This is a genomic window from Chitinophaga sp. 9-1-y (genome assembly GCF_059511905.2).
Map to the genome: position 1 here is coordinate 7,780,640 of NZ_CM197955.1, position 12,890 is coordinate 7,793,529.

A 12,890-nucleotide genomic window follows, 5' to 3' on the forward strand; every position below is an offset into this window, starting at 1 on the left:
AATATTTTAGAGAGATGTCGAAAAAGAAAAATACACCAGGTAGTGGAATCGTATATTCCACTGATCCTAACTTCTCCTTCGAATCAACACCGGAAGAAGCCGCCGAAACACTGGCGCCGGCAGAACAAATTTTGAGAGTAGTACTCGATAAAAAACAGCGCGCCGGAAAAGTAGTGACCCTGGTTACCGGCTTTGTTGGTAAAGAAGAAGATATTGAGAAATTGGGAAAAGAGCTTAAAACCAAATGTGGTACCGGCGGTAGTGTTAAAGACGGTGAAATACTGATACAGGGCGACTACAAAGAAAAAATAATCAAGTGGTTGCTGGATTGGGGTTATAAGAGAACCAAGTAACTACAAGCATAAAGGCGAAAGCATAAAACTATTATAGCGAATGATCAGCGCGGATTTTTCTTACGCTTAATCATTCGCTATAATAGTTTTATGCTTTCCGCTTTTTGCCTTATGCTTTCTACTATCTGTTCACCATCTTCATGCCACCCTCTGTATAGCGGGCGCCGGCTACCGTATGCTGATGGAGGATATGATCAATGGTGGCAAGATCTGCGGCTGATAAGGTAGTATCTGCTGCGGCTGCATTTTCCAGTAAATATTTTCTGCGTTTGGTGCCTGGAATGGGAATAATATCTTCTCCCTGTGCCAATAACCAGGCCAGTGATAATTGCGCTGCTGTAATACCTTTTTCTTTTGCGAAGGCAGCCAGGGCTGTTGTCATTTGAAGATTTTGTTCAAAATTACCTTCCTGAAAGCGGGGTAAACCTCGGCGAAAATCGTCGCTGCTTAATGAGTCTGCACTACTGAGCGCGCCGGTGGTAAGGCCCCTGCCCAATGGGCTGTAGGCCACCAGGCTAATGCCTAATGCACGGGTAGTGGCTAAGATTTCCGCTTCTATATCGCGGGTAAACAGGGAGTACTCTGTTTGCACAGCGGCAATCGGGTGCACGGCATATGCTCTTTTAATGGAGTCTACACCTGCTTCTGATAAGCCAAGATAGCGCACCTTGCCTTCTTTTACCAGGTCGGCCATAGCGCCTACGGTGTCTTCAACGGGTACTGTATCGTCTATACGGTGGGTATAATAGAGGTCAATCACATCTACCCCTAATCTTTTTAAACTGGCGTCGCAGGCTGCTTTCAGGTATTTGGGAGAGCCATCAAAAAAACGGGTTCCGTCTTCTTTATACCTGAATCCAAATTTGGTAGCCAGGAAAATTTTATTTCTCTTAGTTGCTAATATTTTTGAAAGAAGAATTTCGTTGGCGCCATCCCCATACATGTCTGCGGTATCGAGGAAGTTAATACCCAGGTCCAGTGCAAGCTCCAATGTAGCGAGTGATTCTTCGTCATTGAAATCCTGGCTATTACCATATGCGAATGACATACCCATGCAACCCAGTCCAATTGCAGATACTGATTCGCCTGTCTTTCCGAGTTTTCTATAGTGCATATTGATGTAGTTTTAAAGTGATACAAAAGTACATGCAGATACAGGTTGCCCGGTTGTAGGAGGCAAAGTAATAGTTGTTAATATCAAAGCATTATTGTGCCCGGTAAATATGCGGGGATACGTTGCTATGATTTTTAAAGAAGTGCGTAAAGTTACCAGGATCTTCAAAACCAAGACACCAGGCGATTTCCGCAATTTGCCAGTCGGTGTGAATGAGCAACAAACGGGCTTCCAGCAAAATACGCTGACGTATATGTTCGCTTACCGTGCGACCAGTAGCCTGCTTTACAGAAGCATTTAAGTGATTAGGGTGTGTGTTTAATACCTGTGCAAACTCTTTGGCTGTTTTCAGTTTTACCTGGTTGTGATTGAATTCGATTGGAAACTGTTTTTCCAGTTTGTCGGTAAAACGATGTGCCAGCATCTGGGCCGCAGAAAGTTGCCGGTGAACGTGATGGGTATGGGAAGATAAGCGTTTGCCTTCCAGTAACAATAACTTCAGGTATATGAGAATTGCTTCCTGTTTGAAAGCGGCATTTTCGTTATATTCTCTCATCAGCTGCCTGAAAATGGATTGAAGGTATTCGCATTGTTCGGTGTTTAGTTTGAATACCGCCTGTGCTCCCAGTTGCAAAAGCGGATGTTGTAACAGGTTTTCCTGTGGTGATGTTTGTGCCTCAAACAAGAGATCGGTGAACAGGCAGAAATATCCTTCCTGCTCCTCTGAAGACGGGCGCCAGGTTTTTACCTCGTATGGATTGAGAAAAAGTAAAGTAGGCCCATCTATCTCATGGCGCTCCTCTCCCATGGTAAAAATACCACTGCCTTTACTGAAGAAACTTATTTTGTAGTAGTCTCTCCTGCTGGCGGTTACTTCATCTACACAAGGGAAAGCGGTTCTTGCCTGTACGGTAAAACTCCCACGTAACGGAGCTTTTGGAACTAATTCTTTGGGCGAATACAAGAGCAGGTCATCACTAAATTCAGAAATCGTTTTTAGCCCAATGGAAGCATTTTTATTTTTAGACATACTCCAAATTTAATCAATTCCGGAATAAATAAGACGTGTGCTTATACTGCCAATGTTAAGTTTTACAGGAGAAGATAACCCGTAAATCCTTGCTGCCGCTGTATGTTTTTTAAAAATGAAACTATGTTGCAATTTCATTTTTGCTGAAATAGAAAAAATTTCACAATTTGTTAACGCCTTTATCAACCAAAATCTTGTTATCATCGAGCCCTGATGATTGCTATGTAGAGCGGCCTGCCACATATGCCTTGAACAAGAACTTCTATAAATTATCAACGGAAATACATTGCTTCAACAGCAGGTATTTCCGTTTTTTTTGAGATAAGTATACATTTTTTTTGTCCCTGTTTTTATGAGCACATCTACCATTACTCCATCGCCATATCGTTCGCCCGTTTGGTTGTTATTGACTATTATTTTTGCAAAACTGGCTTTTCAGTTCGGGATATTACGTTCCTGGTATGATTTGCAAAGAGATGAATATCTCCACCTGGATATGGCAAATCATCTGTCTGCCGGATATCTTTCTGTGCCTCCATTTACTGCTATAAATTCCCTGCTGATACAGTGGCTGGGCAATGGCGTTTTCTGGGTAAGGTTTTTTCCGGCTATGTATGGTGTATGTACCATGATATTGGTTTGGAAGATAGTAGAAGTGCTGGGCGGCCGATGGTTTGCGCAGGTATTGGCTGCACTGGTATTTATTTGTTCCGGGATGAGTCGCGTGAACATTTTGTATCAGCCAAATTCTTTTGACATACTTGCCTGGACATTATTATTCTGGTTTTTCCTGCAATGGTTGCACACCCAAAAAGATAAATATTTGTTGTGGATGGGAGTAATAACAGGCATAGGTATTCTCAATAAATATAATATTATATTCCTGGTAGTAGGCCTGGTGGGCGCCTTGCTGTTATCGTCGCACCGGCAGGTATTTAAAAATAAATATTTGTACCTGGGGGCGGCCATTGCTTTGCTGATGGTATCGCCCAATATTATATGGCAGTTGCAACATGGTTTGCCGGTATTACATCATATGAAGGAGTTGGCTGAAAGTCAGTTGGTGCATGTAAACCGCATGACATTTATTAGTGATCAGTTGATTTTCTTTATCGGTGGGGCATTTATTGTTGTAGCGGCGTTTATTGGCTTGCTGTTTTACCGTCCTTTCCATTCTTACCGTATTATACTGCTGATATATGGGTTAACAATGTTATCATTTACCTATCTGCGGGCAAAAAGTTATTATTCCCTGGGGTTATACCCGGTATTGCTGGCATTTGGGAGTGTTTACTGGGAGCGGATTTTTACACATGATTGGACGCGGCATCTCCGGTGGTTGTGGGCTGCCATTATTATAGTGCCGTTTGCGTTACTGGTGAATGTGGTTTTCCCGGTAATGAAGCCTGCAGAGATCAGTGAAAAGGCAGGTAAATTCAAAGCATTGGGGCTATTGCGTTGGGAAGACGGCAAGGATCATCCTTTACCACAGGATTTCGCAGATATGTTGGGATGGCGCCAGTTGGCGGCGATGGCCTTGCAAACCTGGCAACAGGTGCCTGCGGCGGATAAACCCTATACGTTGATTATTACCAGTAATTATGGGGAGGCTGGTGCATTAAACTACTATAACAAAGGAAAGATGCCTTTGGCTGTATCATTTGATGCCGATTATGTTTTTTGGTTTCCTGAAATGGATAGTATCCGTTACATAATTAAGGTTGGGAAGCGCCCGCAGGGAGAAACGTTGAAGCTGGCCGGAAAAATTCTACAAACTGGTACGTTGCAGGATACGCTTTCCCGTGAATATGAGTATGGGGCAGATGTTTACCTGTTATCTGATTTGTCGCCCAGGCTGCCTGCACGACTGAAGCAGGTATGGCAGGAGAAGCAGGGAGAATATGAAGGAAGATCCAGGTAACATAGCCGCCACGCCTTTCGTCCGGCGTGGCGGGGTTACGACCTTACCGATTCAGGATAAATTCTACTTCTCCGAACCCCAGGGACAGGATTTCGCCATTTTTTTCCAGTTGAAGGTGTCCGTCGGGGAGTACACCCCGGATAGTACCTTCAAAAATTTTCCCGTCTTTACGGTAAAATCCAGGTTGTTGCCAGCGGAAAAGCCGGCTGGTATATTCTTGCAGAAGGGTATCATAATTGGCGGGCTGTAGTTGCCGGATTCTTTTATCCAGGAACGTGCATAATTCCCTGGCCATGTCAGTGGCTTCCCGGACTTTGCCGGTAATTTGCCGGAGAGAAACGGCATTGGGTAATTCCGGTGGGAAGGCGGCCTGGTTAATGTTGAGCCCGATACCGATAATGGCATATTGCCACATATTTCCGCGCAATACATTTTCAATCAGGATGCCTCCTGCCTTTCTGTCACGCCAATAAATGTCATTTGGCCACTTAATAACGGTTTCATCGCCGGCGTAGGTGGTAAAGAAATCGGCGGCTGCCAGTGCCACGGAAGCGCTGAGCATAAATTGCCGGGAAAGCGGCAGCATAGCCGGTTGGAGGGCAATACTGAGGGCACTGATATCGCCTGGTTGGGCTAACCATTGCTTCCCACGGGTGCCTTTCCCTGCGGTTTGGTTGCTGGTAAACCAGGCAGTTCCGGATGTCACCTGCCCTGAATTTACCTGCTCCATGGCATAGTTATTGGTGCTGTCTATTTCGTCTAATACATGAAACGGGTATCCTATCACATGAAACTTTTTTAGTCTGTATATCTGGCCCGAAAAGTAATTCATTTTATTATTTAATTAACATTTCAGGAGGCCCGCAGGTGAGATTAAACATCTTATATTACTGCTTGTTTAGTAACTTTGACAATTAAAGATTATTTTTAACAAAAACGAGATTTATTGGCACCCTTAACCGTTCTGAGCACGAGAAAAAAGGCGCAGTTACGCCTGACCAGAGAAAGTGAAATTTTTACCACCATCATAAAGGCCATACAGGATAAGAAGGGGGAAAATATCGTATCCCTGGATCTACGCCAGATTCCTGAAGCCGTGGCCGATTTCTTTATTATATGTGAAGCCAATTCAGGTACCCAGGTGAAAGCCATTGCTGATTATGTATCAGACGAGGTAGAGAAGCGTACATCAGAGGAACCATATAAGCACGAAGGATTTAGTTCACAAAACTGGGTTTTGGTGGATTATGTGAATGTTGTTGTGCATATTTTCCAACCTGAAAACCGGAAGTTCTATAATCTTGAAGAAATGTGGAGCGATGCTGATAGAATGGACCACACCGAAGACTAGACAAAACAGTTGTTTTAGAATTTAATTATTCATATTATTCTGATTGCAATAAACATCCGTAAAGGAGCGTAAGATTATGGAAAAAGGAGGCAATAACTTCAACAAGGGTTCAGAGAAATCACCTAAGAAAGGACCGAAGTTCAATATATACTGGGTATATGCCTTTATTGGCGTAGCCCTTTTGGCTATGAACATTTTTGGTGATTTTAAGACCTCAACCAAAGAAATCAGTTTCCAGGAGTTTCAGATTAATTATCTGAAACCAGGTGACGTTGATAAGCTGGTTGTAGTAAATAAAAAATATGTAGAAGTCTACATAAAACCAGACTCTTTAAAAGAGTCTAAGTTTAATGGTGTTAACAAAAGTAGGTTTGGCGGCGATAATCCCGGCCCTCATTACCGTTTTACCATAGGTAGCGAAGAGAGTTTTAAGAAAGATATTGATAAGGCACAGGAAGGTGTTCCGGTAGAAAACCAGGTGAAGATCTCTTATGATGAGCGTCAAAGCTGGTTTGAACCTATCTTCCAGTTATTATTGCCGATTATTCTCATCATTGGTTTATGGATATTGCTGATGCGAAAAATGGGTGGCCCTGCCGGTGGTAGTGGTGGTCCGGGTGGCATTTTCAATATTGGTAAATCCAAAGCGACCCTGTTCGACAAAGGTACCCGCGTAAACATCACCTTCAACGATGTTGCTGGTTTGGACGAAGCGAAGGTAGAAGTAATGGAGATCGTGGATTTTCTGAAAAATCCTAAAAAATATACTGCCCTGGGAGGTAAAATACCTAAAGGCGCGTTGCTGGTAGGTCCTCCGGGAACAGGTAAAACCCTGTTAGCGAAAGCAATGGCAGGTGAAGCACAGGTACCTTTCTTCTCTATGTCCGGTTCCGACTTTGTGGAATTGTTTGTAGGGGTAGGTGCAAGCCGCGTACGTGACTTGTTTAAACAGGCCCGTGAAAAAGCACCATGTATCATCTTCATTGATGAAATTGATGCCATTGGCCGTGCAAGAGGTAAGAATGTGATGATGAGCAACGACGAACGCGAAAACACGCTGAACCAGTTGCTGGTAGAAATGGATGGTTTCGGAACAGACAGTGGTATTATTATCCTGGCTGCCACCAACCGCCCGGATGTACTGGATAGCGCGTTGTTACGTCCAGGTCGTTTTGATCGTCAGATCTCTATCGATAAGCCAGATCTGGCCGGAAGAGAAACCATTTTTGAAGTGCATTTAAAGCCTATCAAAACTTCTCCTAACCTTGATGTAAAGAAGCTGGCTTCTATGACACCGGGTTTTGCTGGTGCGGATATCGCCAACGTATGTAACGAAGCCGCCCTGATTGCTGCCCGTAAAGGCAAAACGCAGGTTGAAATGGATGACTTCAACGATGCCATCGACCGTGTGATTGGTGGTCTGGAAAAGAAGAATAAAATCATTTCTCCGGAAGAGAAAGAAGTAATCGCTTACCATGAAGCTGGCCACGCTATCTGCGGCTGGCACCTGGAACACGCCAATCCATTGGTGAAAGTAACAATCGTTCCCCGTGGTGTAGCGGCACTTGGTTACGCACAATATCTCCCGAAAGAACAATATTTATACAATACCGAGCAATTGCTGGATGATATCTGTATGACCCTCGGCGGCCGTGCAGTAGAAGAACTGGTATTCGGTAAAATATCTACCGGCGCACAAAACGACCTGCAGGTAATTACCCGCATGGCGTATGCAATGGTAACGGTATATGGTATGAATGATAAAGTAGGTAATGTTTCTTTCTACGATCCAAACAGCGAACAATCCTTTACCAAACCTTACTCTGAAGAAACATCCAAGATGATTGATGATGAGGTAAGGAAACTGATTGCTACTGCTTACATCAGAACGAAAGACCTGCTGACCGAAAAAATGGACCAGGTGAAAGTGCTGGCAGAAGAACTGCTGAAGAAAGAAGTTTTATACCAGGCTGACCTGGAAAGATTGATCGGCAAACGTCCTTTTGACGTTCACAGAGAACATTTACTGAATAAAGAAGGTATGACTACTGATGGTGTTCATCCGTCAGATATCATCAACCCTTCTCCATCACCAGCTAATGCGTAAATAGTGATATGAAGATTTCTCCTGCTAAGGAAAATATTCTGAAGAGAGTACGGAATGCGTTAAGTCAGTCAGTACAGTTGCCCTTCCCAAATTCGGAGGGCAACTCGTCTGTTTTCAGAACCGAGAATGAGAGCCTGGAATTAAAGTTTGCAGAAGAATTTACCAAATTACAGGGGAAATTTGTTTTCTGTACAGGAAAAGGTGAACTGATGGAGAGTTTACGTGCCCTTTGTGAAAATAAAGAATGGCATAACGTATTTTGTCAGACGCCTGCCCTGCTGAAAATAATGCACCAGGAAGAATTACCTGCCCTCAACCAAGGAACTATGCACGAGGCAGATGCTGCCATCACCGATTGCGAATACCTGGTGGCACGTACAGGAACAGTGGTGCTGAGTGCAGCACAACCCAGTGGCAGAGCATTGCCGGTATATGCCCCCGTACATATCATGGTTGCCTACACGCACCAGTTGGTCTTTGACCTGAAAGATGCGCTGAGCAAACTGAAAGATAAGTACGGCAACGACCTCCCGTCTGCTATTTCCTTTGCAACAGGACCCAGCAGAACAGCAGATATCGAAAAAACACTGGTGGTGGGCATTCACGGCCCCAAAGAAGTATATGTATTTTTAGTAGACGAATAGATAAAAATAATATTTAGCCTTTAGCTTTTAGCCTTTAGCAGAAAAACGAACCATCGCTTTGCTACTAAAAGCTAACCGCTAAAGGCTAAAAGTTTTAAAGCAATGGACATCCTCTTACCAGCCAATAAGAAAGTATATTTTGCCTCTGATTTTCATCTCGGTGCACCCAACGCAGCGACCAGCAGAGAGCGTGAAAAAGTGCTCCTGCAATGGCTCGACGAGATAGAACCGGATGCCCAACATATCTTCCTGGTAGGTGATATCTTCGATTTCTGGTTTGAATACAAACACGTTATCCCTAAAGGCTATACCCGCATCCTCGGCAGACTGGCTGCTTTAAGTGATAAAGGCATTGGTATTTCCGTATTTATAGGTAACCATGACATGTGGATGAATGGCTACTTTGAAGAGGAATTGAATATCCCTGTTTACTATGAACCGCAAACCTATACCATTGGTAACAAACGGTTTTATATTGGACATGGCGACGGATTAGGCCCCGGAGATCATGGCTATAAAATGCTCAAGAAAGTATTCCGGAATCCATTTTGCCGCTGGTTGTTTTCCGCCCTTCATCCGGCCTGGGGCATTTCCCTGGCCAATTACTTCAGCCGTAAAAGCCGCGCTGCTACTGGACAGGAGTTGGAACATTTCCTGGGTGCAGAAAATGAATGGTTGGCTATTTACAGCAAAGAAGTATTACAAAAAGAGCATTTCGATTATTTCATATACGGACACAGACATTTACCCCTCGATATTTCCTTGTCTGATAACAGTCGCTATATTAACCTGGGCGATTGGCTGAATTATTTCTCTTATGCTGTATATGATGGCCATGAGGTGACCCTGAAGTTCTTTACCGAAGCGGGTGAGCAGGCTGCCAGGTCAGGCGTCCAGAATCTCGTGCAGGATAGGCGGTGAGTGCATTTCTGTAAAATCAGGTAAGTGCAGCCGGAAAAAATCCAGGTATGCATACAGCAACTTCCTTCGTTTTTCTTTATTCATCGTAATCGCCGCCAGGTGTTGAATTTCCGTGCATTGGAATAGCTGATCCGTTAATTCACTGCTATGGGCGTCTAAATGATCAACGTGATGTGGAGGCAGGTCGGTGAAGGTGCCTTCCTGCAGGTCGAGATAGGGTGTATATTCCGAAAAGCGGCCATTGAGTCGGAAACCCAGCTGCTCCCCTACTTTTAGCGTAAAATATAACGGAAGATTGGCCACTACCGGTAATGCAGATACGTCCAGCAGTTGCAGGGTATGTTCCGTGAAGTAATAAAGGTCCAGTTGTTGCTCCGGCTGCTTCAGGCATTTCTGCAGGAGCTCGATCATATACAGCGCTACCGTGTTTTTCACCACATTCAGGTGTATTGCCTGATAGATATACGCCAGCTTAAATTCTGATATCCGTTGCAGGTTCCTGATTTCGTTGTGATATACCACCAGCTCCAGGATGTTACCTGGCTGCAGCAAATTGCCTTTGGCCGCTTTGGGTTTAGAGGAGCGCGCGCCATTTACCATGTAAGACTGTACTCCGAAAAGTTCAGTAAATATGGTGGCAATCAGGCTGGTATCGCCATACCTGACCGTGCGTAATACGATGCCGCGTGTTTTGTGAAGCATTGAGCTATGGGCGCTTTACATGATGATAAAAACAGAAGTGCAAGTTAATACAAACTGGGCTAGTGAAATACGGGCATTGCGGCTGAAGGTTAAAAGCCTGCAACTGGTAGCTAAAACCAGCCAGCTCATCGCGGTTGGTTAACAGCTAATAGCTATTTTAATTACCTTTACGCCCATTAAAAAGGAAATCCTTATGTGGCAACGTTTAGCAGGCTTTGTGCTAAAATATCGATTATTGCTTCTTGTTCTTTTGCTTGCCGGTACCGGCTTTATGGGTTATTATGCCAGTAAGGTTCAAATGTCTTATGATTATGTGGCTACAATTCCACATGATAATCCGAAATTTCTTGAATACCAGGAGTTTAAGAAAAAATTTGGGGGAGATGGTAATGTGCTTATGCTCGCTGTGCAAACAGATAAATTTTTCCAGGCAGACTTTTTCAAGGACTATGTTCAGCTGAACAAGGATATGAAGAATGTTTTTGCAGTAGAAAACATCATGAGCGTACCCATGGCGATCAACCTGGTGAAGAATGACAGTACACAGAAACTGGAGGCGAATTTACTTTTCAGGGGAGATTTGACGAACCAGGTAGTAATTGATAGTTTATCAAAAGTATTTAATACGCTGTTGTTTTATAAGGGCTTGTTGTACAATCCGGATACCCATGCATATCTCATGGCTATTTATGTAAATAAGGATGTATTTAATTCGCCGAAGCGTACCGCAGTGGTAAAGGAAATTACCAAATTGGCCAATGCTTTCCAGGAAAAACAACATACAGAAGTACGTTTGAGCGGATTGCCACTTATTCGTACAGCCATGGCCGTAAAAGTGGCAGATGAGCTGAAGCTGTTTCTTAAAATATCCTTCCTTTTAACGGGGCTAATTTTATTCCTGTTTTTCCGTTCGTTTGGTGCGGTACTGATGTCGATGATTGTGGTAGCTATTGGGGTGATCTGGTCAGTAGGTACTATTGTGTTGATGGGGTATAAGATTACGTTGCTGACGGGTTTGATTCCTTCGCTGATAGTGGTCATCGGAATTCCTAACTGTGTATACTTCCTGAGTAAGTATCATACGGAATATGCCAAAGACGCTAATAAAACAAGGGCATTGGTGCATATGATACAGCGGATGGGTATAGTAACGCTGTTCACCAACCTTACGGCGGCTATTGGTTTTGGTGTATTTTGTTTCACTAATAGTGCCATCCTGAAAGAGTTTGGAGTAGTAGCAGGGTTGAATATTATGTTCATCTTCCTGATCTCTTTTATTTTCCTTCCATCTGTGCTGAGTTATTTACCAGCGCCTAAGACTAAGCATACTACCTACCTGGACAACCGTTTCTTTGGTGCGATCCTGAATTTCCTGAATACGCTGGTATTTAAGTATCGTCCATGGGTATACGTAGTGAGTGTGGTGTTGGTGGTACTGTCTGTGATAGGTATGGGACGCCTGCAATCTGTGGGTTATATGCTGGATGATATCCCTCATACAGATAAGTTGTATACAGATCTGAAGTTCCTGGAAACAAACTTCAAGGGGGTGATGCCGTTGGAAATAGCGGTGGATACTAAAAAGAAAAACGGGGTGATTAACCTGCAAACGCTGAACAAGCTGGATGAATTAACCCAGCTGATTGCTTCACAACCTGATTTTGGTCGTCCTTTATCAGTAGTGGAAGGTATCAAGTTTGCGAAGCAGGCGTATTATAACGGTGATAGCTCCAACTTTGCAGTGCCTAACCAGTTTGATCTGGGTTTTCTGGCGCCTTATCTGCGGATGAAGGGAGCGAGTACAGCGGCAGGACCTGCGTCTACGTTTTCGAAGCTGGTGTCTTCTTTCATGGACAGCACTAAGCAGGTGGCCCGTTTAAGTGTGAATATGAAAGATGTGGGGTCTCAGCGGTTACCGGTATTGCTGGATTCGTTGCAACCTAAGGTAGCGGCTATTTTTGATACGGCACATTACAAGGTAACGTTTACCGGTACCAGTGTTATCTTCCAGGAAGGAACCCGGTTTATTATTAATGGGTTGATGGAAAGCATTGTACTGGCGTTTGTGTTGATTATGCTGTGTATGTTGTATTTATTCCGTTCCTGGAGAATGTTGATTATATCGCTGATCCCTAATATTATTCCGCTGGTAGTAACGGCTGGTGTAATGGGTTGGGTAGGCGTGCCGCTGAAACCGTCTACTGTACTGGTATTTAGTGTGGCATTGGGAATAGCTATTGATGTTACGATTCGTTTCCTGGTTAACTTTAAGCAGGAGTTGCCACGTCATGATTTTGATATCAGTGCTACGGTAAAACAAACGATTCACGAAACAGGATTGAGTATTATCTATACCTCTGCTATTTTATTTGCCGGGTTTATGATTTTCAGTTTTTCAGAATTTGGTGGTACCAAGGCGTTGGGATGGTTAACTTCTCTCACGTTAGTGGTAGCTATGATTACGAATCTGACGATATTGCCAGCGTTATTGTTATGGATGGAGAAGGCATTATTGAAGAAGGCGAAGAAGAAGGAGTTATGGAAAACGCTGGATGAAGAGGAAGATATCGACATTGAGCAGTTGGGTATCAGCGATAAAGAGTAGATTTCTGAGATAAAAATGATAGCCATCGGGGTAAGCGGAAGCAGTTTTACTGCAGCTGTTTACCCCGATGGCCTTTTTATTGGCTGAATTCCGCAGTGGGCTGCTAAATATTTAGCTAAAATGGACAAAAAAAGCCCCTGAA

The 12,890-nt window shown here is 43.7% G+C and carries 11 protein-coding genes; 7 read left to right on the top strand and 4 right to left on the bottom strand.

Going from position 1 to position 12,890, the window contains the following annotated elements; all coding sequences use genetic code 11:
* Nucleotides 1-14 precede the first annotated feature (14 nt).
* Nucleotides 15-353: a translation initiation factor gene (locus AC5ZC7_RS31055; RefSeq protein WP_496161486.1), complete on the top strand. Its 339-nt coding sequence runs from the start codon at nucleotides 15-17 to the stop codon at nucleotides 351-353.
* Between the two features lie 121 nt (nucleotides 354-474).
* On the opposite strand, the gene AC5ZC7_RS31060 is transcribed toward AC5ZC7_RS31055, so the two are convergent.
* Together AC5ZC7_RS31060 and AC5ZC7_RS31065 are read right to left on the bottom strand one after the other, a co-directional pair.
* A complete protein-coding gene (locus AC5ZC7_RS31060) occupies nucleotides 475-1,467 on the bottom strand; it encodes an aldo/keto reductase (protein ID WP_496161485.1) in 993 nt (330 codons plus the stop codon).
* Between the two features lie 91 nt (nucleotides 1,468-1,558).
* Nucleotides 1,559-2,497 carry a helix-turn-helix domain-containing protein gene (locus AC5ZC7_RS31065; protein ID WP_496161484.1) on the bottom strand — a complete coding sequence of 313 codons (939 nt, stop codon included), beginning with the start codon at nucleotides 2,495-2,497 and terminating at the stop codon, nucleotides 1,559-1,561.
* A gap of 352 nt (nucleotides 2,498-2,849) precedes the next feature.
* On the opposite strand from AC5ZC7_RS31065, the gene AC5ZC7_RS31070 reads away from it, so the two are divergent.
* Nucleotides 2,850-4,418, top strand: coding sequence for a glycosyltransferase family 39 protein (locus tag AC5ZC7_RS31070; protein WP_496161483.1), 1,569 nt, complete (start codon nucleotides 2,850-2,852; stop codon nucleotides 4,416-4,418).
* Nucleotides 4,419-4,461: 43 nt separating this feature from the next.
* On the opposite strand, the gene AC5ZC7_RS31075 is transcribed toward AC5ZC7_RS31070, so the two are convergent.
* Entirely contained in the window at nucleotides 4,462-5,205 is a 744-nt protein-coding gene (locus AC5ZC7_RS31075) for a biotin--[acetyl-CoA-carboxylase] ligase (RefSeq protein WP_496161482.1), read from the bottom strand.
* Between the two features lie 159 nt (nucleotides 5,206-5,364).
* On the opposite strand from AC5ZC7_RS31075, the gene rsfS reads away from it, so the two are divergent.
* The 4 genes from rsfS (at nucleotide 5,365) to AC5ZC7_RS31095 (ending at nucleotide 9,441) form a co-directional block, all read left to right on the top strand.
* The gene (gene rsfS / locus AC5ZC7_RS31080) at nucleotides 5,365-5,769 is read left to right on the top strand and encodes a ribosome silencing factor (RefSeq protein ID WP_496161481.1); all 405 of its coding nucleotides are present in this window, start codon (nucleotides 5,365-5,367) and stop codon (nucleotides 5,767-5,769) included.
* Nucleotides 5,770-5,845: 76 nt separating this feature from the next.
* Nucleotides 5,846-7,876, top strand: coding sequence for an ATP-dependent zinc metalloprotease FtsH (ftsH, locus tag AC5ZC7_RS31085; RefSeq protein WP_496161480.1), 2,031 nt, complete (start codon nucleotides 5,846-5,848; stop codon nucleotides 7,874-7,876).
* An 8-nt stretch (nucleotides 7,877-7,884) separates the two neighbouring features.
* The gene (locus AC5ZC7_RS31090) at nucleotides 7,885-8,520 is read left to right on the top strand and encodes an LUD domain-containing protein (RefSeq protein ID WP_496161479.1); all 636 of its coding nucleotides are present in this window, start codon (nucleotides 7,885-7,887) and stop codon (nucleotides 8,518-8,520) included.
* A 102-nt stretch (nucleotides 8,521-8,622) separates the two neighbouring features.
* Nucleotides 8,623-9,441 carry a metallophosphoesterase gene (locus AC5ZC7_RS31095; protein ID WP_496161478.1) on the top strand — a complete coding sequence of 273 codons (819 nt, stop codon included), beginning with the start codon at nucleotides 8,623-8,625 and terminating at the stop codon, nucleotides 9,439-9,441.
* On the opposite strand, the gene recO is transcribed toward AC5ZC7_RS31095, so the two are convergent.
* Nucleotides 9,406-10,143, bottom strand: a complete 738-nt coding sequence (gene recO, locus AC5ZC7_RS31100; protein WP_496161477.1) for a DNA repair protein RecO — start codon at nucleotides 10,141-10,143, stop codon at nucleotides 9,406-9,408. The two genes, AC5ZC7_RS31095 and recO, sit on opposite strands and share 36 nt — an antisense overlap.
* Before the next feature lie 193 nt (nucleotides 10,144-10,336).
* On the opposite strand from recO, the gene AC5ZC7_RS31105 reads away from it, so the two are divergent.
* Nucleotides 10,337-12,748 carry an MMPL family transporter gene (locus tag AC5ZC7_RS31105; protein WP_496161476.1) on the top strand — a complete coding sequence of 804 codons (2,412 nt, stop codon included), beginning with the start codon at nucleotides 10,337-10,339 and terminating at the stop codon, nucleotides 12,746-12,748.
* The last annotated feature ends 142 nt before the right edge of the window (nucleotides 12,749-12,890 follow it).

What these genes read in the sequence shown, in the direction of transcription:
- AC5ZC7_RS31055 (WP_496161486.1), top strand. Translation starts at nt 15, where the DNA reads ATGTCGAAAAAGAAAAATACACCAGGTAGTGGAATCGTATATTCCACT.
- AC5ZC7_RS31060 (WP_496161485.1), bottom strand. Translation starts at nt 1,467, where the DNA reads ATGCACTATAGAAAACTCGGAAAGACAGGCGAATCAGTATCTGCAATT.
- AC5ZC7_RS31065 (WP_496161484.1), bottom strand. Translation starts at nt 2,497, where the DNA reads ATGTCTAAAAATAAAAATGCTTCCATTGGGCTAAAAACGATTTCTGAA.
- AC5ZC7_RS31070 (WP_496161483.1), top strand. Translation starts at nt 2,850, where the DNA reads ATGAGCACATCTACCATTACTCCATCGCCATATCGTTCGCCCGTTTGG.
- ftsH (WP_496161480.1), top strand. Translation starts at nt 5,846, where the DNA reads ATGGAAAAAGGAGGCAATAACTTCAACAAGGGTTCAGAGAAATCACCT.
- AC5ZC7_RS31090 (WP_496161479.1), top strand. Translation starts at nt 7,885, where the DNA reads ATGAAGATTTCTCCTGCTAAGGAAAATATTCTGAAGAGAGTACGGAAT.
- AC5ZC7_RS31095 (WP_496161478.1), top strand. Translation starts at nt 8,623, where the DNA reads ATGGACATCCTCTTACCAGCCAATAAGAAAGTATATTTTGCCTCTGAT.
- recO (WP_496161477.1), bottom strand. Translation starts at nt 10,143, where the DNA reads ATGCTTCACAAAACACGCGGCATCGTATTACGCACGGTCAGGTATGGC.
- AC5ZC7_RS31105 (WP_496161476.1), top strand. Translation starts at nt 10,337, where the DNA reads ATGTGGCAACGTTTAGCAGGCTTTGTGCTAAAATATCGATTATTGCTT.